Genomic DNA, 20,240 nt, shown 5'->3' on the forward strand with positions numbered 1-20,240 from the left:
GCGCTTCGCTGCAGTCGCCGGTGCTCTGTGCCGCCGAGTTTTGGCACAGCCTGGGGGTGTCCCCGCAGAGGGGGTAGATTGAACCTTGTGGCTCAAGCTCAGGGGGAGGCCTCCCCCGTCTGGCTCAAGGCCTCGAACCACTGCGCATAGGGCGTGTTCTTCACAAGCCGACGATTGAAATCAGGCGCGCCGTCCGACCACCAGACAGGCACTCGCTCGCCGAGTCCTCGCTTGGCTTCATCCACCCTGGACCGCGCCAGCGCCTTGCCCTCTTCATCGTCGTGCCGCCCCGCCGCTCCCACCTCGCGTCGAGCGTCCATCAGCGCCTTGACTAGGCTTTCGCGAACATGCGGATCCAGCCCGGGATTGGACAGCCGCCACAGCCGCCCCTTGACCACGAAGTAGCGACCATCGGGCGTCGTTGGATAGGCGCTTGGGGTCTTGGAAGTCTGGCTCATCGGTCGATCACGATCCAGGCTGGAGCATGATCACTGGCGTTCGCCTCTGCCCGCACCCAGCGATCCACGCCGCCGGCCACCAGATCGTCGACCAAGCTCGTCGATATCAAGAGGTGATCCAGTCGCATCCCGTGATCAGTCTCCCAGCGGTTTCGAAGATAGGACCAGAAGGTCCACAGCGGCCCCACCGGGTGCATCGCCCGCAAGGCGTCGGTTCACCCCTGGCTAAGCAAACGCTGAAAGGCCGCGCGGCTCTCGGGCCGAAGCAGCGCGTTGCCGGCGTAAGAATGCTTTGGGTAGATGTCGGCGTCGGTGGGGATGACGTTGTAGTCGCCGGCTAGCACCACCGGAGCCCCACTGGCCATGAGGTCGGCGGCGTGGTCGATGAAGCGCTCGAACCAGTCAAGCTTGTAGTCGAACTTGGGACCTGGCGCCGGATTGCCATTGGGCAGGTAGAGACTGGCGATCAGCACCCCGCCCACGGCCGCCTCGATATAGCGGGCCTGGCGGTCGCCTGTGTCGCCCGGAAGCCGCGTGCGGGTCACCACCGGCTCGACACCCCGGGCCAAGATCGCCACGCCGTTCCAGGTCCGCTCACCAGACCATGCGGCGTGGTAGCCCATCTGCTCCAACGGCTGGGCCGGGAACGCGCCTTGCTCGGCCTTCAGCTCTTGAAGGCAGACCACATCGGGCTCTTCCTGGGCCAGCCAGTCGATCAGGTTGTCCAGCCGGCCAACGACGTTGTTGATGTTGAAGGTCGCGATTTTCATCGCCGCGCCGGCCCAACGGCTTGCTGATCACCAAAGGAATGGTCGCGGAAGGTCATCGGACCTGAACGCCGCAGCAGCGCTTTGGCTCAAGGATGCAGACCTCGCTCGATCTTTGCCGCCGCCGCGAGAGCCGCTAAGGTCGCAGCATGCGCACATGCGATGGGCCACGATGAGGCCCTGCAAAGGACAAGCCCAGTGACCCAAGCCCGCTTCGAAGCCCAGGTCCTGAAGATCGCCGCTCTCGTCGGCGGCTCCCTGTCCCAAGCGCGGTTTCTGTTCCAGGACCTCTCGGTGGAGGCGGCGTACTGCGCCTCGCGCCACCGCATCGCCTTCACCAAAGCGCTAGACGCCGCCGTGGCCGCCTTCGCGGTCGAATATCTGCGCTCGCGCGACAGCGCCCTGGCCCACAACGCCGCGTGCGCGCGACTGGAGGCTATGGCGCTTTTGAAGAAGACCGCGCGCTAGCCGGCCAACTTCGCCAGCGCGGGAAATTGCGCTTTCAGAGACCGGGCCACCGGGATGATCCGGGCCCGTCGCGACGGCTCCTCATCGCAAAGAACGCCGACCAGGCGCACGACCAGATCAAGATCGGGGCTTCGCAGGCGCGCGCGTTGGCCCTCTAGTCGAACGCGCCAACCGCCGCCGCCCGGCGGGAAGTCGTCGATCGCGCGCTCGACGTCATCACGCAGCACCGCCAGGCGGTCGGCAAGGCCGACGTCCATGGCCGCCTGCAAAAAGGTCGAGAGGTCGGGCTGCACGGCGTCTCGCTTACAAAGCAACGCTTAACGCGACGTCAGTGCGGTAGAAGGCGTGAGTTTTTTCAAGCCGGCGCCTATTATCGCCCCGTGAAGCAAACCCTCGATCTTGCCGGCGCATCTGGCGCGACCTACCGCTTTAAGCTCGTCGAAGACCCCGCCGAGCTGCCCTCGGCGGCGGGCAACTTCGCCTATGTCCGCTGGCGCGGGTCTGCGCCCCAGGTGATGGGCTGCGGGGCGGTCAACAGCCTGCTCGATGCTATGCGCGACTGGGATTTGGCCGTCCGTGCTCACGGCGCCGAAGGTCTCTACGTGCGCCTGAACGTGGCCCGCTCGACCCGGGGCGAGGAGCACCAGGATCTCTTCGAAAAGCTGCGGCCGCCGATGCCGGCGCGCGACGAGTAGCTCCCCGGCAGTCGCGATCAGCAGAAATTCCGGCTCTTGCGGGCCCATTGCATGCCGCCTTGATCACCCGATTGCGACTGCAGGGTCGCCAGGATGTCGCCCAGGTCATGGACCTTATATGCGACAAGGTGGACCACATCGCCTTCGCGCTGGATCCGCCCATCGACGCCAAGCAGGCTGGCGCCCAAGATCACCCGGCGCTGCTTCTCGTAGAGCGTTGGCCAAATGACCAGATTGGCCACGCCGCTCTCGTCTTCGATGGTGATGAACATCACGCCCTTGGCCGATCCCGGCCGCTGGCGCACCAGCACCAGGCCGGCGGTCTGGATGAAGTGACCATCGCGGCCCGCGCTGACCGATCGGCAGGGCGCGCGGCGCTGGCGGGTGAGATCCGACCGAAGCAGCGCCAAGGGATGCCGGCGAAGCGACAGGCCAAGATTGCCGTAGTCCTCGACGATCTCGCGCCCCTCGGTCATGGCCTTCAGCTGCGGCGCTGGCTCGTTGAGTTCGCTGGCCTCCGGCTGATCGAACAAGGGCAGGGCGGTGTCGCGCAGCGCCTTGATCGCCCACATCGCTTCGCGTCGGTGCAGGCGTAGGCTTGGCAGAAAGGCGTCGGCTTCGGCGAGCTTCCCAAGCATCCCCGGCTTCAGCCCTGACCGGCGCCAGAGGTCGTCGATCGAGGTGTAGGGCTGGTCACCGCGCGCGGCCACCAGGGTCGCGGCCTCCTCGTCCACCACGCCCTTGATCATCCTCAGGCCCAGGCGAACGGCTAGGCGACCGTCCCGGCTGGCCGGCTCAAGGGTGCAGTCCCATCGCGAGCGATTGACGCACACGGGCCTAATCTCGACGCCATGCTCGACTGCGTCGCGCACGATCTGCGAGACCCCGTAGAAGCCCATCGGCTGGGAGTTCAGGAGCGCCGCGCAAAAGGCGTCGGGGTGGTGGCACTTGAGCCAGGAGGAGGCGTAGGCCAGCAGCGCGAAGCTGGCCGCATGGCTTTCCGGAAAGCCGTAGGATCCGAACCCTTCAAGCTGGGAGAAGGTCTTTTCGGCGTACTCCAGATCGTAGCCTCGCTCGACCATGCCGCCGACCAGCTTGTCGCGAAAGTGCGTGACCCCGCCGGTCATTTTGAAAGTCGCCATCGCGCGGCGCAGCTGATCGGCTTCGCCCGGCGTGAACCCGGCGCATTCGATCGCCACGCGCATGGCCTGCTCCTGGAAGAGCGGCACGCCCAGGGTCTTGCCCAGCACCTTCTCCAGCTCGGGGGTGGGATAGCTGACCGGCTCTAGGCCCTCGCGCCGCCGAAGATAGGGGTGGACCATGTCGCCCTGGATCGGGCCGGGCCGCACGATCGCCACCTCGATCACCAGGTCGTAGAAGCTGCGCGGCTTGATGCGCGGCAACATCGCCATCTGGGCCCGGCTTTCAATCTGGAAGACGCCCAGGGTGTCGGCCTTGCGGATCATCGCGTAGGTGCGCGGATCCTCCGGCGGAATGGTGGCCAGCTGGAGATGGACGCCCTTGTGCTGCGCGATCAGCGCCAAACCCTTCTGCAGGCAGGTCAGCATGCCCAAGGCCAGTACATCGACCTTCATGAACTTCAGCTCGTCGATGTCGTCCTTATCCCACTCGATGATCTGGCGGTTTTCCATGGCCGCCGGCTCGATCGGCACCAGCTCGTCTAGGCGGTCCTCGGTCAGGACGAAGCCGCCGGGATGCTGGCTAAAGTGGCGCGGGGTGTTGAGCAGCTGCTGAGCCAGCTCCAGAGTCAGGCGCAGCCGACGGTCGGACAGGTCCATGCCAAGGTCGGCGGCGTGCTTTTCCTCGATCTCCTCGCGCGAGAAGCTCCACACCTGGCTCGACAGGGCCTTGGTCATGTCCTCGGGCAAGCCCAACACCTTGCCCACGTCGCGCACCGCCCCGCGCGGGCGAAAGCGCTGGACGACGGCGACCAGCGCGCAGCGATGGCGCCCGTAGGTGTCGAAGATCCACTGCATCACCGTCTCGCGGCGCGCATGCTCGAAATCCACGTCGATGTCCGGCGGCTCGTTACGCTCCTGGCTGACGAAGCGCTCGAACAGCAGGTCGTTGCGCTCAGGGTCGATCGAGGTAATGCCCAGCACATAGCAGACCGCCGAATTGGCGGCCGAGCCGCGACCTTGGCAGAGGATGTCCTGGGACCGCGCGAAGCGGACGATCGAATTGACCGTCAGGAAATAGGGCGCATAGCCCATGATCCCGATCAGCTTCAGCTCATGGTTCAAGGTCGCGCGAACCTCGGGCGGCACCCCGTCCGGATAGCGCTCGGCCGCGCCCTCCCAGGTTTGACGCTCTAGGGTCTCCTGGGGCGAGCGCCCCTCGTTGACCTCGCTGGGATACTGGTAGCTCAGCTCGTCGAGATTGAACCGGCAGCGAGCGGCGATCGAAGTCGTTGCCGCCACCGCGTCCAGGTGCTTGGCGAACAGGCGCTCGATCTCGGCCGGCGCCTTCAGATAGCGATCGGCGTGGCGGTCACGCTTGAAGCCAACATCGTCGATCGTCGTGCCCTCACGAATGCACGTGACGACGTCCTGCAGCATCCGGCGCGAGGGCTCATGGAAGAGCACTCGGTTGGTGACAACCGGCGTCACACCGGCGGCCCGGGCGATCTGGTCGAGACGATGAAGCCGCAAGGCGTCGCCGGGACGCCGGCGCAGGGTCAGGGCCAAGTGGGCGTTGGCCCCGAAGACTGCGGCCACCTTCTTCAGCTGCAGGGCGCAAAGATCGTCGGCCTTGTCGGGGATGAGAATGGCGATCAGACCCTCGGCATGGGCGGCCACGTCGTGCAGGTCCAGGTCGCACTCGCCCTTGCCGGCGCGGTGCTTGCCCAGGGACAGCAATCTGCAGAGCCGCGAATAGGCGGGCCGGTCGGTCGGCAGCACCACCAGGGTCATGCCGTCGCGAAGCGCCAGCTCGCAGCCGACGATCAGCCGAACCCCCGTGGCCTTGGCCCCGATATGCGCGCGAACGATGCCGGCCAGGCTGTTGCGATCGCAGACCGCCAGCGCCTCGTAGCCCAGGGCCGCGGCCTGGTCGAAAAGCTCGCCCGGCGAGGACGCTCCGCGCAAGAGCGAGAAATGCGAAGCGCATTGCAGCTCGACGTAAGTCGCGCTCATGCGAAGATCCCCGCGATAAACCAGCGCTGCGTGCCGGTCGCCGGATCCTCGCCGTCACCGTCACGATAGAGCCAGAAGCGTTCTCCAGAGTCGTCCTCGACCTGGTAGTAGTCGCGCGAGCGGGCCAATTCGGCGTCGGCCTTCCACCATTCGCCAAACACCCGCTCAGGGCCATCGGCGCAACGAACGCGCCGGCGAACGCCGCGCCAGGTGAAGGCGGCCGGCGGCGCGTCGGGCAACAGAGCCACGGTCTCCACCGGTTCTGGCCGGGCGAAGAGCCGGGTGGGCCGGGGCCAATCCAGAGGCCAGGAAAACTCCTCCACCGCGTCTAGCGCGGGCGCGGCGCGCACTGATCGCTCGGGCAGATCGCTTTCGGCCGACGCCAAGCGATAGACTTGGCCAGCGCCCAGGCGATTGGTCAGGGTGTCCACCAGGGCCGACAGGTCGGTGGGCGCGTCGCTGTCGCCCAGGCTGTCGGTTTGCTTGAAAACCAGAGACTCCGCGCCAGGCGCGGCGAGGATGATCTTCTCCACGCCAAAGCCGGGATCGACGTACTCGAGCCTCTCGCAGAGCAGTCGCGCCAAGCGCCTGGCGTCCCGGGTCGGAGAGGCCATGGCGATCCTTGCCGTCTCGGTCCGATTGTCGACCCGCACGAAATAGGCGTCCAGACGCCGGGCCCCGAGGCTGACAGCCTCCAACGCGGCGCAAAGCTCGGCGACCAATTGGGTGACGTATCGCGCCATCGTTTCGGGCGCGCCGATCGGCTCGGCGAAAGCCCGGCGCGCGGTCAGAGTTTCTGGCGCCATGACCGGCTCGATCGGCTCGGCGTGGCGACCGAAGGCCTGGTCCAGACGCCGCACCGGGGCGTAGCCGACACGGTGGGCCAGGGGCCCTTTGGGCGTGGCCTCCAGCTCACCGATGGTGTCGAACCCCAATCGCCCGAGCGCCTCGACCGTGGAGGCCGGAAGACGCAGCGCCGCGACTGGCAGGTCCGAGATCACCCTTCCGATAACGCTAGGATCGACAACGTAGATGGCACGGCGGCTATAGCGCGCCACGGCATGGGCCGCGCCCCAGGTGTCGGCGATGGCGACGTGAGACTGCAGCCCCACCTTCTCGAGCCGACTGCGGATGTCGATCAGCATCTTCTCCTCGCCGCCGCGCAGGTGCGCAGCGCCGGTGGCGTCAATGACCAATCCATCGGGTGCATCGGGAGACGCGACGGGCGAGTAGAGACGCTGGGCCCAGAGCGCCAAGCGATGGAGCGCGGCCGCGTCACCGTCCGCGTCCAGGTCGTGGAGCACCAAGCCTGGGACCATGGCGGTGGCATGGGCAACGGCCTGGCCAAGTCGAACGCCGGCTTCCGCCGCTGCGGTGTTGAGGCTCGCCACGGCGCGGCGACGCCCCACCCGTCCGACCATGACGACGGGAACGTCAGGCGGCGGCGCGCTCTTGCCCAGGCTGCGGCGCAACCGATCGGTCGGCCACTGCGGTAGGAAGACGGAGATGACCCTTGGCGTCACAGGCTTCAATCTCGATGTCGAAAGCTTCGCCAGCGCGGCAACGCATGAGTTCCAGGAGCCAGCGGGCCCGGCCGACGCCGGCGGTTGGCAGGGGGGAGGAGGGGAGAGCCGACACTCTCCACCGGGTGGTGGCCGCCGTCGGCTGACCAAGATCGGCCGCATCGGCGATCCGTCGCCATCGTCGGATGGCGATCGCCATCTGGCCGCTCTTCTCGGCCGCGAGCTGAAGACGGCGGGACGCTGTCATCGACAGTTTGGCGACCTCGCCGACCACGCCGGCCAGACCGCGATACTTCAGCCCCTCCTCCATCGCCCCCAGGATGGCCGCCTCGTCGCCGGCTTCGGCGAAGATGACGCGCTTGGGGGGCAGACCCGCCTGCGCCAGGGCCGGCGCGAAGAGATCGCGCTGACGAAGACACCAGAGCACCGGGCCATCCGCCCGCGCGAGGATCCCGGCCGCGAAGCTTGCTGCGGCGGCGCCATGCAGCGCGCCCTCGGCCCCGCCGGCGACTTCGTGCAGCGCGCCCATTGCCAGACCTTGACCGGGCAACCGCTCATCGATCGCCTCCACGCCGAAAGGCAGGACCCGGCCGCTGGCGCTGTCGGCCAGCTCGATCAGGCGAACCTGACGTCTGAGCGCGTCGAGCGCGGCGGGTGAGCGCGGGAGGGACATGTGAACCAAAACTAAGAAGTTCTATCTTTGTTCTCATCCCGATTTATGAGTCAACGCCGGGTGCGTCCGTGTTTGACGCCCAAGCTCTACGATTCATGCGAAAACGTAAGGGCTTGTGCCGATTCAGATATTTTTTGTCGCAGGCGTAGCAGCGCCTGCTGGTCAGCCAAAGCCGATACCGCCGAGCGCAGGAAGGTCGGCCATCTATCCGGCCAAAGCCTCAATCACCCGGCAGTCGGCAGCCCGGCCGTCACAGGTCGCGGTCACCATGCGCCGCAGTTCGCTGCGCAGCGTTTCCAACTGGGCGATCTTAGTCTCGACATCTTGAAGTTGCCGGGAGGCCAGGGCGTTAGCCTCGCCGCACGGGCGTTCAGGGTTGTCTGCCAGATCCAGCAGGTTGCGGATCGCCTCGACTGAGAAGCCGAGCTGCCGCGCGTGGCGAATGAACGCCAAACGTCGGACGGCGTCGGCGTCATAAACCCGACGGTCGTTGGCCGCGCGCCTCGGCTCGGGGAGCAAGCCAATCTCCTCGTAAAAGCGGATGGTCGGGACCTTGACGTCGGCGGCCTTGGCCAACAGGCCGATGGAGAGGGTCATCTAGAGGGCTCCTTGTTCATACGAATAGGCCCTGGTTCCACAGCGGCGAACGAAATCTTTCGGGCGACGCCGCCCCATCGAACGATGGTTTCGGGCTCTTGCGCTGCATTTCGATAGCTGATTTCCGCCGGGCTCAGCCGAGTAAAGAAAACGCTTGATCCTCTAGCCACTAGAGGAAGCAAGATGCCGACGAGTCAAGGCGCGGTGTCTTATGAAAGCGCGCCCAACAGCGTGCGCCCGTTCGTGGCGTTGGAGTATCTGGGGTGGCCATGGACAGGCTGAGGGCTTGGGGAAAGGGCATTGCGCAGCTGGCGATCGCTTGCGCTGTCGCCTTGTTCGCTCTTGCACCAAGTCTCGATGTTGCCTTCTGCCCCGAAAGCAAACCTGCGCCGACCACCTCGTCAGCGGCCACCTTTCAGCAAGTCGCGATGGCGACCAACGCAGAGCGGGGTAGACCCTCTCCGGCTCTGGTCGGGTTTTGCCTTTACGGCCATTGCAAACATAGTGTGGCCTTTCCTCCGCCTATGGCGGCAGATCATGCGCCCGCCAGCGACCGACCGACCGAACGCCACGCGTTGGCGAACACGGCATTGCCTGTGTCGAATCCCGAATTTGAATTGAATCGACCGCCTCGCGCTTGAGCCGCTACGCGCCTGTGGCGCGCCGCCTCGTCAAATCGTGAGAAGGTCTATGTCCCTATCTGTTCCTCAAAAGCTGCGCCTTAAGCTGCTGCTTGGCCTTTCGTTGCAGTCACTGCTAGCCGGCGCCGCGCTCGCTGACCCCGCGCCGCCGTTCAGGGAGCTGCTGCGTCAGGCCCAGGCGACGGCCCCCCGTTTAGCCGAAGCGCGGGCCGAAATCGCGCGCGCCGAAGGGCTTGCACGCCAAGCTGGCGCTATGCCCAACCCGACACTGGGCGTCGAAGTCGAGAACTTCGCCACCAGCAATGGGGTGAACATGGCCGAGACTACGGCTTCGATCGAGCAAACGATCGAACTCGGCGGCAAACGATCGGCGCGTATCGCTGCCGGACGCGCCGACGTCGAAGCCGCGCGTCGGCGCGCGGCGAGCGCCCAATCGGAATATACGTTCGATCTCGCCGCCGCCTACGCAGAGGCAGACGGCGCCGATCGCCGGCTGCAATTGGCAAGCGAAGGCCTTGAACTCGCGCAGGAAGACGCCCGTATAGCAACCGTCCTAGTCCAATCCGGGCGTGAGGCGGATCTGCGGCGGGTGCAAGCCCAAGCGGCGGTGCAGGCAGCGCGCGCTGCGGTTGACCAGGCCAGGGCCGCGCGCGCTACGGCTTTCGCCAATCTCACCGCCATGGTGGGCGCGCCGGTGTCCTACACCTCGATCCCGGTCAGCCTGCTCGACGAAGCCACCAAGACCCTCCGAATTCCAGATCCGAACCCCCTTTCGAGCCCTGCCTATCTGGCAGCAGAAGCCGAGCGCGATGCGGCGGCGCGGCGCGTACGGGTGGAGCGGAGCCAGGCGGTGCCAGACGTGACCGTCTCGTTCGGGGTCCGCAAAATGCAGGAAGACAATTCCACCGCCATGGTGGCCGGCGTCGCGATGCCGTTTCCAATCTTCAGCCGCAATGGCGGTAACATCAGCGCGGCGCGAGCTGAGCTGAATGCCGCAGAGGCCCGCCTCAATTCGGCTCGGCTCGATGCCGAAGCCGCGGCGCGATCGGGCGTTGCTCGCGTGAGCGCCGCAGAAACGCGCCTGGTTGCGGCTCGGGAAGGCGAGCAAACCGCCGAGGAAGCCTACCGCCTCACGCGCATCGGCTATGAAGGCGGCAAACTGGCCTTGGTAGAACTGCTAAACGCCCGTCGCGCGCTGACCGATGCCCGCACTCAGATGATCGACGCCGCTACCGAGCGGCTGAGCGCGCAGGCCGCGCTCGCCCGTCTAGCTGGCGTCCCCCCCTTTGGAGATCAACCATGAAGCACGACCACAAGCAGGTCTCCGCGGCGGGCGCGGTCAGCCGAAACGCCCTTTACGGCGGGATCGCCGTGGCCGCGATCCTGGCCGCCGCTGGCGGCTTCGGCCTCGCAAAGCTCACGAGCAACCCGCCGGCGAAAGTGGCTGCCGAAGCCGGTGAAGAGAAGAAGCCGGTCGGCGCGCCCGACGCGGTCGAAATGGAGGCGGGCCGCATCGCCGCGAGCGGGCTTTCAGTCCAGACGGTGTCCGCCACCGGCCTAGCCGCCGAGATTGTGGCGCAGGCGACCGTGGAAGCCGCACCGGGGGCCCAGGCCGTGCTTACCGCTCGCGCAGCCGGTTCGGTCAGTCGGATCAACAAGCGTTTGGGCGAACCGGTGCGCGCCGGCGAAGTATTGGCGTTGGTGGAAAGTCGCGAGGCTGCTCAGATCGCGGCCGCACGGAGTGTGGCCGCCGCCAAGGCCGACTTGGCGGCCAAGGCGCTCGCGAGAGAGCGCCATCTCTATGAACAGCGTGTCAGTGCGCGCCAGGACCTCGAAGCCGCGCAAGCGGAGGATGCTTCAGCCCGAGCCGAGGCGCTGAGCGCCGCTGCTGCTGTGCGCGCGGCCGATGTGTCTCGGGATGGCCGATACGTCATGGTGACAAGTCCGATCACGGGTCGCGTCACCTCAGCGCCGGCAAGCGTCGGCGCATTCGTACAGCCGGAGACCGAACTCTTCCGGGTGGCGGATGCGAGCCAGCTGCAGGTTGAAGCCTCCGTGACCGCCGCTGACGCTCGCCGCATTCGTCCAGGCGATTCTGCCGTGCTTGAGCTGAATGACGGCGCCACCGCCAGCGCGATCGTGCGCTCCGTCACGCCCGGCGTCGACGAGACCACCCGGGCCGCCACCGTCGTGCTCACCCTGACCGGAGGGCAAGGGTTGCTCCAGCCAGGTCAGGCGGTGCGGGCGCGGATCACCGCGCGTCAGTCGCTCACCCAAGGCATCGTGGTGCCCGAGGAGGCTGTCCAGACTTGGGAGGGACAGGACGTGGTGTTTGTCCGAACGCAAAAAGGTTTCGTGGCCCGACCGGTCCTCGTTGGTGCTCGCGCCGCCGGGCGCGTCGAGGTCGCCTCGGGCCTCCGAGCTGGCGAAAGCATCGTGGTCAAAAACGCCTTCCTCCTGAAAGCCGAACTCGCCAAGGGCGAGGCGGAAGAAGATTAGAGGAACAGAAGCATGATCGCTCGCCTCATTTCCCTCGCGGTAAGGGGACGCTGGTATGTCGTCGCCCTTACCCTGATCATCGCCGCTCTCGGCTTGTGGCAACTCACGAAGCTTCCCGTCGACGCTGTTCCGGACGTTACGAACAAGCAGGTCCAGATCAACACGGTCGAGTCTTCGCTCTCGCCCGTCGAGATCGAGAAACGGGTCACATTCCCGATCGAAACCGCGCTCGCCGGCATCCCAGGCCTCGAGACGACCCGGTCCCTTTCGCGTAATGGGTTCTCGCAGGTAACGGCGGTGTTCACCGACCGCACCGACCTCTATTTCGCCCGCCAGCAAGTCGCCGAGCGGCTGGCTCAGGCCGGCGCCTCGCTCCCGGCAGGGGTGCAGCCACAGGTCGGGCCGGTCTCTACCGGGCTGGGCGAGATCTTCATGTACTCGGTCGAATTCGCCCGTCCCGGCCCGAACGCCCGGATACGCGATGGCGCACCCGGATGGCAAACCGATGGCGCCTATCTCACGCCGGAAGGCGAGCGGCTCGCTGACGCGGTCTCCCAGGCGGCCTACCTACGAACCGTCCAGGATTGGATAATTCGGCCGCAGTTGCGCACGGTCAAAGGCGTGGCCGGCGTGGATTCCATCGGCGGCTATGAGAAACAGTACCTCGTCGAACCCGACCCCGCGAAACTGGCCGCTTATGGCGTCTCTTACGCCGATCTTGGGAAAGCGCTCGAAGCCGCCAATTTGTCTGTCGGCGCTAACTTCATCCAGCGCGCGGGCGAAGCCTACCTAGTGCGCGCCGATGCGCGGGTGCGGCGGCTCGACGAAATCGCAGAGGCCGTGATCGCCACCCGGGGCGGCGTCCCCGTTCACGTCAAGGATGTGGCGGCGGTGCGGATCGGCGGCGAACTGCGGACCGGCGCGGCCAGTAAGAACGGCCAGGAGGTCGTGGTCGGCACGTCGCTCATGCTGATCGGCGAAAACAGCCGCACAGTGGCCAAGGCCACAGGCGAGAAGCTGGAGCAGGTTAAGGCCTCCCTTCCCCCCGGGGTGGTCGTACACACGCTTCTCGATCGGTCCGCGCTGGTGAACGCCACCATCGGCACGGTCGAGCGCAATCTGACGGAAGGGGCGCTGCTCGTTGCGGCAACGCTCTTCCTGTTGCTGGGCAACGGCCGGGCGGCGCTGATTGCGGTGCTGGTCATCCCCTTCTCCTTCCTGATGATGGCCATCGGCATGAACGGGCTGAAGGTGCCCGGGAATCTGATGAGCCTGGGAGCGCTCGACTTTGGCCTGATCGTCGACGGCGCGGTGATCATCATCGAGAATTGTCTTCTGAGGCTTGCCCACAAACAGGAGCACCAGGGCCGCCTGCTCAGTTTGCCAGAACGGCTGGAGACTGTGCTCCACGCCACGCAAGAGATGATCCGGCCGACCGTCTACGGTCAGGCGATCATCTTCTTGGTGTTCGCGCCCTTGCTGACGTTCACGGGGGTCGAAGGGAAGACCTTCTATCCGATGGCGGTCACCATCATGCTGGCGCTGGCGGCGGCCTTCATCCTGTCGCTGACCTTCGTCCCCGCGATGGTCGCCATCCTCATGCGCGGCAAGGTGGCTGAAAAGGAGGTCAAAGCGGTTCAGGCGGTGAAGGTTCGCTATGAGCCTATCCTGCGTCGCGCGCTTCTGCGGCCCTGGCCGTTCATCGGCGGCGGCTTGGCGGTCTTTGTGGTGGCGGCGGGGATCTTCACGACGATCGGCCAGGAATTCATTCCGACCCTCGACGAAAAGAACGTGCTTCTCGGTTCCTTGCGGATTCCCTCCACGGCGATGGAGCAGTCTCGCGACATGCAGTTGCACGTCGAACGCGCCGTCACGACCCTGCCGGAGGTGGAGATGATGTTTTCCAAGACCGGCACGGCGGAGATGGCCGCCGATCCGATGCCGCCCAATCAGTCCGACGGCTTCGTCATCCTGAAGCCGCAGAAGGACTGGCCCAAGGGGGTGCATTCGAAATCCGAAGCGGTCGAGCGCATCCTCGGTAAGGCCGAGCCGTTGCTCGGGAACAACTACGAGGTCACCCAGCCGATCCAGATGCGGTTCAACGAACTGGTCGCTGGGGTGCGCGGCGACGTCGCCATTAAGCTTTACGGCGACGATCTGGAAAAGATGAGCGCCGCAGCGGCTAAAATCGGCGCCACGCTTGGATCCATCCCTGGCGCGTCAGGGGTGCGGGTAGAACAGACTTCCGGCGCGCCCACGCTCGATGTCCGGTTCGACCGGGCCGCGATCGCGGGCTATGGCCTGACCGTCGAGGACGTTGCCGATACGCTGGCCAGCGCGCTCGGCGGCCGCGAGGCGGGCAATGTCTTCGAAGGGGATCGCCGCTTCGACATCGTTGTGCGCGTGCCCATGGCCGAGCGGAACGACATCGAAGCCCTGGGAGCAATGCCGGTCATGTTGTCCGGCGGCGAAGGTCAAGCGCGCCAGTCGGTTCCGATGCGCCAACTCGTGGAGTTCCGCTTCACCGACGGCCTCAATCAGATCAGCCGCGAGGACGGAAAGCGGCGCGTCGTCATCCAGGCCAATGTCCGCGGCCGCGATGTCGGTTCCTTCGTGACCGAAGCACGCGACAAGGTGGCGGCCGTTCCGCTTCCGCCGGGCTCGTGGATGGTCTGGGGCGGACAGTATGAAAATCTCAAGGCCGCGACGGCGCGACTTTCGATCGTGGTTCCGCTGTGCTTCCTGGCGATCTTCCTCATCTTGTTCTTGGCGCTCGGCGGTTTCTGGCCAGCCTTGGCCGTTTTCGCCGCCATTCCACTGGGGTTGTCGGGCGGTGTCTTCGCCCTGGCCCTCACGGGGATCACCTTTTCGATCTCCGCGGCCGTCGGCTTCATCGTCCTGGCCGGTGTTGCGGTCCTGAACGGTTTGGTGGTGATGACCAGCATACGTCAGCGGCTTGAGGATGGGGCGAGCGTCGTTGAGGCCATCTACGAAGGCGGCATGGAGCGGGTGCGTCCCGTCCTCATGACCGGCTTGGTGCCGGCGATCGGGTTCATCCCGATGGCGCTGGCGCATGGCACAGGCGCCGAGGTTCAGAAGCCTCTGGCCATGGTGGTCATCGGCGGCCTGATCACCGCCACGGCGGTCACCCTCCTCGTCCTGCCGGCCATCAGCAAGCTTCTGTTGACGATCGGCGACCGCTTCAGCCGGGAAGCGTCGGCCTCTTCCTCCAAAGCCACGGAGGCGTCAGCCTAAAGGGTGAGCCGAGCTAGACAGAGGAGTTGAACATGAACTGTGGTCCTTATTCCACCTGGTCAGGAGTGGCGTGATGGTTGCACCTGGTTCAGCGGTCCTGTTGAGGATCTATACCGACGAGGACGCGCTCTATGGCGCCGAGGCGCTCGCGGCGGTCATCGTCAAGCGGGCTCGGGAAGCGCAGTTGGCCGGAGCCACGGTGCTGCGCGGCAGCTTGGGCTATGGCCATTCCTCGCGACTGCACGCGCATCGGCCGTTTCGGCTCGACGACAACATGCCGGTGGTCATCGAGATCGTCGACGATGAAGCGCCCCTTCGCGCGTTTGTTGTCACTCTCGGCGAATTCCACGACATCGGTCTGATCACGTTCGAGAAGGTTGAGGTCGTCCGCTACGGGAACCAGACAAGCTAAACACGTCGCCGACGCTCGCGTCTCGCGGCTATGGGAGGGTCAGGAATGCGCCGATTCATGCTGCTCGTGTTGGCGGCCTTGCTCGCGGCGGCGCCGGCGATGGTCCTCAGGATCACAGGGTGGCGACCCGACCCTGTGGCGGACGCCCTTTTTTTCGGTGTCGCGGTCCTGGCTGCGGGCTTCATGCTTTCCTGGGGGGCGGAAGCCGCTGAGAAACACATTTCTCAAGGCCTCATCGTCGCCTTGGTCGCCTTGGTCACCGTTCTTCCAGAGTACGCGGTGGATCTGTACTATGCTTTCCGCGCTGGCCAGGCTCCGCAGTCGAACTACGTCCACTACGCCGCCGCCAATATGACCGGCGCCAACCGCCTTTTGGTGGGACTGGCCTGGCCTTTGATGGTGCTGCTGCATTGGCTGAAGACGCGCAACAAGGCTCTCGAACTCTCACCCGTCAACGCCGTCGAGATCGCCTTCCTTATGCTGGGCAGCCTCTATGCGTTCGTTATCCTTTTCAAAGGCGCCATTGCTCCCTTCGATTTCGCGGTGCTGTTCCTGATCTTCGCTGGCTACCTCTACCGCGTCAGCCAGTTGCCAAAGGCCGACGACGACGACGACGATGAGGACGAGGAGCCTGGCCCTGCGGCGGCGCTAAACGCGCTCCGCCCCACCGCACAGTGGGCCTGGATGGGTGGGCTTACCTTGATCGCATTCGTGGTGATCGCGACCTCCGCCGAGCCGTTTGCCGAAGCCATGGTGGGGTCAGGAAGAATCCTTGGCGTCGACGAGTTCCTCCTCATCCAATGGCTCGCGCCATTGGCCAGCGAAGCGCCCGCCGTGACGATTGCGGTCCTCTTCGTCTTGGCCGGGCGTGCGGTAAGCGGACTGACGGCCATGATCAGCGACAAGATCAACCAATGGACCCTGCTGGTCGGCATGCTGCCGCTCGCAATGAGCCTTGGGGCGGGGGGGCTGATCGGCCTGCCCCTTGACGCGCGGCAGAAGGAAGAATTCTTGCTGACGGCCGCCCAGTCGCTGTTCGCCATAATGCTGTTGGTTCGCCTGCGGATTTCGGTTCTGTCGGCGGGTCTATTGTTCGCGCTCTTCGCCGTGCAGGTCGGACTGGCCTTTCATTTCCGAGAAGACGAGGTGGCGACGGTCAATAGCCTAACAATCCTGGCTTGGACCTATCTGGGCCTAGCGGCGATCCTCGTCCCCCTCAACGGGCGCCGTGTCGTAGCTGTCCTGCGTGATGGGCTCTTAAGATCCCATCGCCGCATGGCGACCGCGCCCGAACCACATGACCTGGAGGGCGAATAACCGCCTGCAACGACTTGATCCTCTAGTGACTTGAGCAAGTAAGGTCTTGGCCAAGAGGAGGATGTGCATGCCCAACACGACGGCGGTCGCCGAAACACTTCGCTACCGGGTCACTGGAATGGACTGCTCGAGCTGCGCCGAGAAGATCCAGTCGGCGGTGTCAAAACTTCCTGGCGTGGAAACGGCGCGCGTATCGATCGCTTCGTCGATGATGACCCTGCAAGTCGACGGGGTGGAGCGACGCGCGTCCGAGATCGAGGCGACCGTGAACGGGCTCGGCTACCAACTGGATCGCGAAGAGGCCGTCGCGGACGACGACCAACGCCAAAGCGCCAAAGCGGTCAGTCATGTCACCCCCTCTTACCGACGGGCCCTTTGGGGCGTCGTCCTGATCAATGTTGGCTACGGGCTGGTGGAGATCATCGCCGGGTTTATCGCACGGTCTCAGGCGCTGAAGGCCGATGCCCTGGACTTCGTTGGCGACGGTCTGATCAGCTTCTTGGGCCTGCTGGCGATTGGATGGTCCCTCGCGTGGCGAGCCAAGTCCGCCCTGATCCAGGGTTACTTTCTGGCGTTGCTTGGTCTGGGCGTGCTCCTGAATACAGGCTACCGCGTCCTGGTCTTGAACCAGCCTGAAGCCGAACTCATGGGCCTCTTTGGGGCCGTGGCGCTGGTAGCGAACGTCGCCGCTGCGTTGATCCTGATCCCGCATCGGAAGGGCGACGCCAACGTCCGCGCGGTCTGGCTCTTCTCGCGCAACGACGCCTTGGGCAACCTCGCGGTTGTTGTCGCCGCGGGCTTGGTTTTCTGGACCAAGGCGGCTTGGCCGGACCTTGTGGTGGCGGTCGTCATCGGCGGGCTCTTCCTGCAGTCGGCCTGGTCGATTATCCGCGATGCGCGCGCCGATCTGCGCGAGGCGCAGACGCCTCAGCCGGTCTAGCCGCTCATGAGCCGGCAGCCGCCACATCTGCTGCACCGCCCGTCAGCCCAAGTAATGTCGGACCTGCAACGTGCGGTCGCGCTTGTGAATGGGGGGCAATGGCGCCAAGCGCAAATTCATGCCCAGCGGGTCCTCGCCGTCACGCCAAAGGATTCCTCGGCGCTGAACGTCCTTGGAACCGTGGCCATGAACACTGGTCCGGTCGATGATGCGCTGGTGTGGTTCGAGCGGGCGGCTGCCGGTCAACCTCGAAACCCGTTCATCCAGTTCAATCTCGGAGAGGCGCACAGGCGCCTACACGCCTATCCGACAGCGGCGAAATTCTTCCAGCGCGCCGCGGTGTTGAAGCCGGACTTTGCAGAAGCCCACGCTGCCGCAGGCGACGCCTTCAGGATCATGCGACAGGGGGTTCATGCCGAGCGCAGCTACCAAGCCGCCCTGCGTCTATCGCCAACCCTGCCTGGCGCGCTCAGCGGGTATGGGCTCCTGGCGTTGCAAAACGGTGATCCGAGCTTGGCCGCGTCCCGCTTCGAGACAGGCTGTGTCAACGCGCCCGTCGGCCATCCCATGCGGCCCGTCCTCCTCGCCAATCTCGGCGTTGCGCTGCTGCAGATTGGCCAAGGGCTGCAAGCCTTCGACGTGCTGGCTCAGGCCGTCGACATCGCGCCTGGGGACGACGAGCACTGGCGGCGGCTTGCAGGCGCCCTTCGCCATACTCGAGTGGCGCCCGCGACCCCTGCCTTCCGTGATGTTCTATGCCGCCTTTTCGAACGAACGGACGTGAACCCACGGAATTTGGCGACCGCGGCCTTAGCGGTCATCCGTCAAGATGCGGAGATCGACGATCTCCTCAATGCGGTCGCTGCTGAACCGCGAGCGCTGACACGCACGCTTGAGGAAAAAAGTGATGCCGCCTCCCGCTTCGTCCAGGATCCGCTGTTTCGAAGCCTCCTTGCATCTGCGCCAATTCCGAACGCGGCAGTGGAGCTTCTGCTCGTTCAGCTGCGAGCTGATCTATTGGCCATCGCCAACGACGAGCCTGCAAGCCTGGAAGAGGAGCTTGGCCTCATTGTCGCGATCGCGCGACAGGCGTTTCTCAACGAATACGTCTATTTCGCTAGCGCCGAAGAGCAGAGTCGCGTTGATTCTCTGATCGCCCAGCTTGAACACGGAGACCCCGAATTCGGGGCGGGGGCGGCCGCGAGGATCGCCCTGGTGGCGGCGTATCGCCCGCTTGCCTCCACCCCGCTCTCGTCGCGACTTCAGGCCGTTGATCTCCCGGCGTTGGCCGATCTCCTCCGAGAACAACTGACCGAACCTGCCGAGGAGGCGCGCCTTCGCTCAACCCTGCCCCTGCTGAAGCCCATGGTCGACAGCATCTCGATCGCCGTGCAGCAGCAATACGAAGAGAACTCATATCCGCGCTGGACGCGCTGCGGTCTGGGTGCGCCGTTGCCGTTCCGGGAGGCTGTTCAGGCCGCATTGCCTGAGCTCGCAACGCGGGAAATTCCCGAGACCGACGCACCCCAAGTGCTCGTCGCTGGGTGCGGCACGGGACTGGAAACACTGCGCGTGACGAGCACCTACCGTAACGCTTCGATCCTAGCGGTTGACTTAAGCGGCGCCAGCCTTGGCTACGCCATGCGCAAGAGCCGAGAATACGGGATCGAGGTTGAACACCTTCAAGCCGACATTCTTGACCTCACCGCCCTAAGCCAGCGGTTTGATCTGATCGACAGCTTTGGCGTCATTCACCATATGGCCGAGCCGGTGCGAGGTCTGAAGGTGCTCTCAGGGCTGTTGAAACCGCAGGGCCTTATTTTCCTTGGGCTCTACAGCGAGATCGGCCGGCGCGCCGTTGTCGAGGCGCGACGCCACATCGCCCATGGACAGTACGCGAACTCGGCGGAGGGGATTCGCGCTCTACGGCGTGAACTGATGCTGGCGGGCGCGCCCGCCCAGCTGCAGAGCGTGGTGAGCCCGGCCTCGGATTTCTGGACGTTATCTGATTGCCGAGACCTACTCTTTCATGTGGAAGAGCATCGTTTCACGTTGCCCCAGATTGGCGAGCTTCTGGATTCAGCGGGCCTGGAGTTTCTCGGCGTGCAGTTCGGGCATCAGGCAGATCGAACCCGCTACCGCGCCGAAAATCGATCATCCGACTCGATGCGCGACCTCCGGCGCCTTCATCTCCACGAGATGAAGCATCCCGAAATCTTCGGCGATACCTATCGTCTATGGGCGCGGCGCACCAAGGCGCCCAAATGACGGAGGAGATGGCGCCGCCTCAGATCGATCTGGTGACTGAACAGGGACGAGTTCGCAGACAGGCCGCCTTCGCTTTTGCCGTATGCGTCCCGGTCCTCACACTGGCGTGTCTCGGCCTGCCCCGGCTCTTCGAATTCCCGACGTCTCTGGCCGAACGCATCGCCTTTGGCCTGCGGGCCAATCTGGTGGTCGGCTTTTGGGTGCTGCTGGCCGTGCAGAGGGTGGCGCACGTGCGGTTTGTATCGGCCGCCGACAACGCCGGGTCCGCCTTCAGCCGGCCAAGCGCGCGCTTGGCCATTCCCGCCGCGTTCCTTCGAAACACCCTTGAGCAGGCCTTCGTGACTAGCGTTGGCCTCTTGGCGCTCGCGACGGCCAAGGGCGAAGCCGCCCTGGCTTACATCGTGGGAGCGGTCGTCCTCTTCAGCGTCGGAAGGAGCACGTTCCTCCGCGGCTATCCGCGCGGCGCGGGCGCGCGGGCCTTTGGAATCGCCGTCACCGCGTTGCCCACCCTAGGCGCCTACTGCTGGGCGATCTTCGACACCTGCGCGAACCTGCTACGCTGATCCTGGTGC

18 protein-coding genes are annotated in these 20,240 nt (G+C 65.3%); 10 read left to right on the forward strand and 8 right to left on the reverse strand.

Annotation, left to right across the window (positions count from 1 at the left end):
- Positions 1-98: 98 nt before the first annotated feature.
- From E1H18_RS25605 to E1H18_RS25610, 3 genes are all read right to left on the reverse strand, one after another.
- Positions 99-458 carry a hypothetical protein gene (locus E1H18_RS25605; protein WP_172274883.1) on the reverse strand — a complete coding sequence of 120 codons (360 nt, stop codon included), beginning with the start codon at positions 456-458 and terminating at the stop codon, positions 99-101.
- On the reverse strand, positions 455-586 hold the full coding sequence (locus tag E1H18_RS27150) for a hypothetical protein (protein ID WP_255501141.1): 132 nt from the start codon (positions 584-586) through the stop codon (positions 455-457). Before E1H18_RS27150 ends, E1H18_RS25605 begins: the two co-directional genes overlap by 4 nt.
- A gap of 87 nt (positions 587-673) precedes the next feature.
- Positions 674-1,228, reverse strand: a complete 555-nt coding sequence (locus tag E1H18_RS25610; protein WP_241736211.1) for an exodeoxyribonuclease III — start codon at positions 1,226-1,228, stop codon at positions 674-676.
- Positions 1,229-1,423: 195 nt separating this feature from the next.
- Between E1H18_RS25610 and E1H18_RS25615 the strand changes: the two genes are divergently transcribed.
- Positions 1,424-1,693 carry a hypothetical protein gene (locus E1H18_RS25615; RefSeq protein ID WP_172274886.1) on the forward strand — a complete coding sequence of 90 codons (270 nt, stop codon included), beginning with the start codon at positions 1,424-1,426 and terminating at the stop codon, positions 1,691-1,693.
- Here E1H18_RS25615 and E1H18_RS25620 read toward each other — a convergent pair.
- Positions 1,690-1,986, reverse strand: a complete 297-nt coding sequence (locus E1H18_RS25620) for a hypothetical protein (RefSeq protein ID WP_172274888.1) — start codon at positions 1,984-1,986, stop codon at positions 1,690-1,692. The two genes, E1H18_RS25615 and E1H18_RS25620, sit on opposite strands and share 4 nt — an antisense overlap.
- 87 nt (positions 1,987-2,073) lie before the next feature.
- On the opposite strand from E1H18_RS25620, the gene E1H18_RS25625 reads away from it, so the two are divergent.
- A complete protein-coding gene (locus tag E1H18_RS25625) occupies positions 2,074-2,388 on the forward strand; it encodes a hypothetical protein (RefSeq protein WP_172274891.1) in 315 nt (104 codons plus the stop codon).
- A 17-nt stretch (positions 2,389-2,405) separates the two neighbouring features.
- Here E1H18_RS25625 and E1H18_RS25630 read toward each other — a convergent pair whose 3' ends face one another.
- From E1H18_RS25630 to E1H18_RS25640, 4 genes are all read right to left on the reverse strand, one after another.
- Complete coding sequence (locus E1H18_RS25630; RefSeq protein ID WP_172274893.1) at positions 2,406-5,543, reverse strand: error-prone DNA polymerase; 3,138 nt, start codon at positions 5,541-5,543, stop codon at positions 2,406-2,408.
- Positions 5,540-7,015: a DNA polymerase Y family protein gene (locus E1H18_RS25635; protein ID WP_255501142.1), complete on the reverse strand. Its 1,476-nt coding sequence runs from the start codon at positions 7,013-7,015 to the stop codon at positions 5,540-5,542. Before E1H18_RS25635 ends, E1H18_RS25630 begins: the two co-directional genes overlap by 4 nt.
- Positions 6,978-7,739 carry an ImuA family protein gene (locus tag E1H18_RS27035; protein ID WP_241736212.1) on the reverse strand — a complete coding sequence of 254 codons (762 nt, stop codon included), beginning with the start codon at positions 7,737-7,739 and terminating at the stop codon, positions 6,978-6,980. The genes E1H18_RS25635 and E1H18_RS27035 overlap by 38 nt, the downstream gene beginning before the upstream one ends.
- Before the next feature lie 204 nt (positions 7,740-7,943).
- On the reverse strand, positions 7,944-8,336 hold the full coding sequence (locus E1H18_RS25640; protein ID WP_099504407.1) for a helix-turn-helix domain-containing protein: 393 nt from the start codon (positions 8,334-8,336) through the stop codon (positions 7,944-7,946).
- Between the two features lie 690 nt (positions 8,337-9,026).
- Between E1H18_RS25640 and E1H18_RS25645 the strand changes: the two genes are divergently transcribed.
- The 8 genes from E1H18_RS25645 (at position 9,027) to E1H18_RS25680 (ending at position 20,231) form a co-directional block, all read left to right on the forward strand.
- Positions 9,027-10,280 (forward strand): TolC family protein, encoded by a 1,254-nt coding sequence (locus E1H18_RS25645; RefSeq protein ID WP_099504405.1) that lies wholly within the window; start codon positions 9,027-9,029, stop codon positions 10,278-10,280.
- Positions 10,277-11,476, forward strand: coding sequence for an efflux RND transporter periplasmic adaptor subunit (locus E1H18_RS25650; RefSeq protein ID WP_099504403.1), 1,200 nt, complete (start codon positions 10,277-10,279; stop codon positions 11,474-11,476). Before E1H18_RS25645 ends, E1H18_RS25650 begins: the two co-directional genes overlap by 4 nt.
- 12 nt (positions 11,477-11,488) lie before the next feature.
- Entirely contained in the window at positions 11,489-14,731 is a 3,243-nt protein-coding gene (locus E1H18_RS25655) for an efflux RND transporter permease subunit (protein WP_099504401.1), read from the forward strand.
- Between the two features lie 100 nt (positions 14,732-14,831).
- Positions 14,832-15,143 (forward strand): DUF190 domain-containing protein, encoded by a 312-nt coding sequence (locus tag E1H18_RS25660; protein ID WP_338064190.1) that lies wholly within the window; start codon positions 14,832-14,834, stop codon positions 15,141-15,143.
- 57 nt (positions 15,144-15,200) lie between these two features.
- A complete protein-coding gene (locus E1H18_RS25665; protein ID WP_241736213.1) occupies positions 15,201-16,460 on the forward strand; it encodes a sodium:proton exchanger in 1,260 nt (419 codons plus the stop codon).
- Between the two features lie 67 nt (positions 16,461-16,527).
- Positions 16,528-17,400 carry a cation transporter gene (locus E1H18_RS25670; protein ID WP_206679138.1) on the forward strand — a complete coding sequence of 291 codons (873 nt, stop codon included), beginning with the start codon at positions 16,528-16,530 and terminating at the stop codon, positions 17,398-17,400.
- 54 nt (positions 17,401-17,454) lie between these two features.
- Positions 17,455-19,668, forward strand: a complete 2,214-nt coding sequence (locus E1H18_RS25675; RefSeq protein WP_241736214.1) for a methyltransferase domain-containing protein — start codon at positions 17,455-17,457, stop codon at positions 19,666-19,668.
- Entirely contained in the window at positions 19,665-20,231 is a 567-nt protein-coding gene (locus E1H18_RS25680; RefSeq protein WP_099504452.1) for a hypothetical protein, read from the forward strand. The genes E1H18_RS25675 and E1H18_RS25680 overlap by 4 nt, the downstream gene beginning before the upstream one ends.
- Positions 20,232-20,240: the final 9 nt, after the last annotated feature.

The organism is Caulobacter sp. RHG1 (assembly GCF_013181195.1).
Lineage (GTDB): Bacteria > Pseudomonadota > Alphaproteobacteria > Caulobacterales > Caulobacteraceae > Caulobacter.

What these genes read in the sequence shown, in the direction of transcription:
- E1H18_RS25610 (WP_241736211.1), bottom strand. Translation starts at nt 1,228, where the DNA reads ATGAAAATCGCGACCTTCAACATCAACAACGTCGTTGGCCGGCTGGAC.
- E1H18_RS25670 (WP_206679138.1), top strand. Translation starts at nt 16,528, where the DNA reads ATGCCCAACACGACGGCGGTCGCCGAAACACTTCGCTACCGGGTCACT.
- E1H18_RS25630 (WP_172274893.1), bottom strand. Translation starts at nt 5,543, where the DNA reads ATGAGCGCGACTTACGTCGAGCTGCAATGCGCTTCGCATTTCTCGCTC.
- E1H18_RS25675 (WP_241736214.1), top strand. Translation starts at nt 17,455, where the DNA reads ATGTCGGACCTGCAACGTGCGGTCGCGCTTGTGAATGGGGGGCAATGG.
- E1H18_RS25645 (WP_099504405.1), top strand. Translation starts at nt 9,027, where the DNA reads ATGTCCCTATCTGTTCCTCAAAAGCTGCGCCTTAAGCTGCTGCTTGGC.
- E1H18_RS25650 (WP_099504403.1), top strand. Translation starts at nt 10,277, where the DNA reads ATGAAGCACGACCACAAGCAGGTCTCCGCGGCGGGCGCGGTCAGCCGA.
- E1H18_RS25665 (WP_241736213.1), top strand. Translation starts at nt 15,201, where the DNA reads ATGCTGCTCGTGTTGGCGGCCTTGCTCGCGGCGGCGCCGGCGATGGTC.
- E1H18_RS27150 (WP_255501141.1), bottom strand. Translation starts at nt 586, where the DNA reads ATGCGACTGGATCACCTCTTGATATCGACGAGCTTGGTCGACGATCTG.
- E1H18_RS25655 (WP_099504401.1), top strand. Translation starts at nt 11,489, where the DNA reads ATGATCGCTCGCCTCATTTCCCTCGCGGTAAGGGGACGCTGGTATGTC.
- E1H18_RS25605 (WP_172274883.1), bottom strand. Translation starts at nt 458, where the DNA reads ATGAGCCAGACTTCCAAGACCCCAAGCGCCTATCCAACGACGCCCGAT.
- E1H18_RS27035 (WP_241736212.1), bottom strand. Translation starts at nt 7,739, where the DNA reads ATGTCCCTCCCGCGCTCACCCGCCGCGCTCGACGCGCTCAGACGTCAG.
- E1H18_RS25680 (WP_099504452.1), top strand. Translation starts at nt 19,665, where the DNA reads ATGACGGAGGAGATGGCGCCGCCTCAGATCGATCTGGTGACTGAACAG.
- E1H18_RS25640 (WP_099504407.1), bottom strand. Translation starts at nt 8,336, where the DNA reads ATGACCCTCTCCATCGGCCTGTTGGCCAAGGCCGCCGACGTCAAGGTC.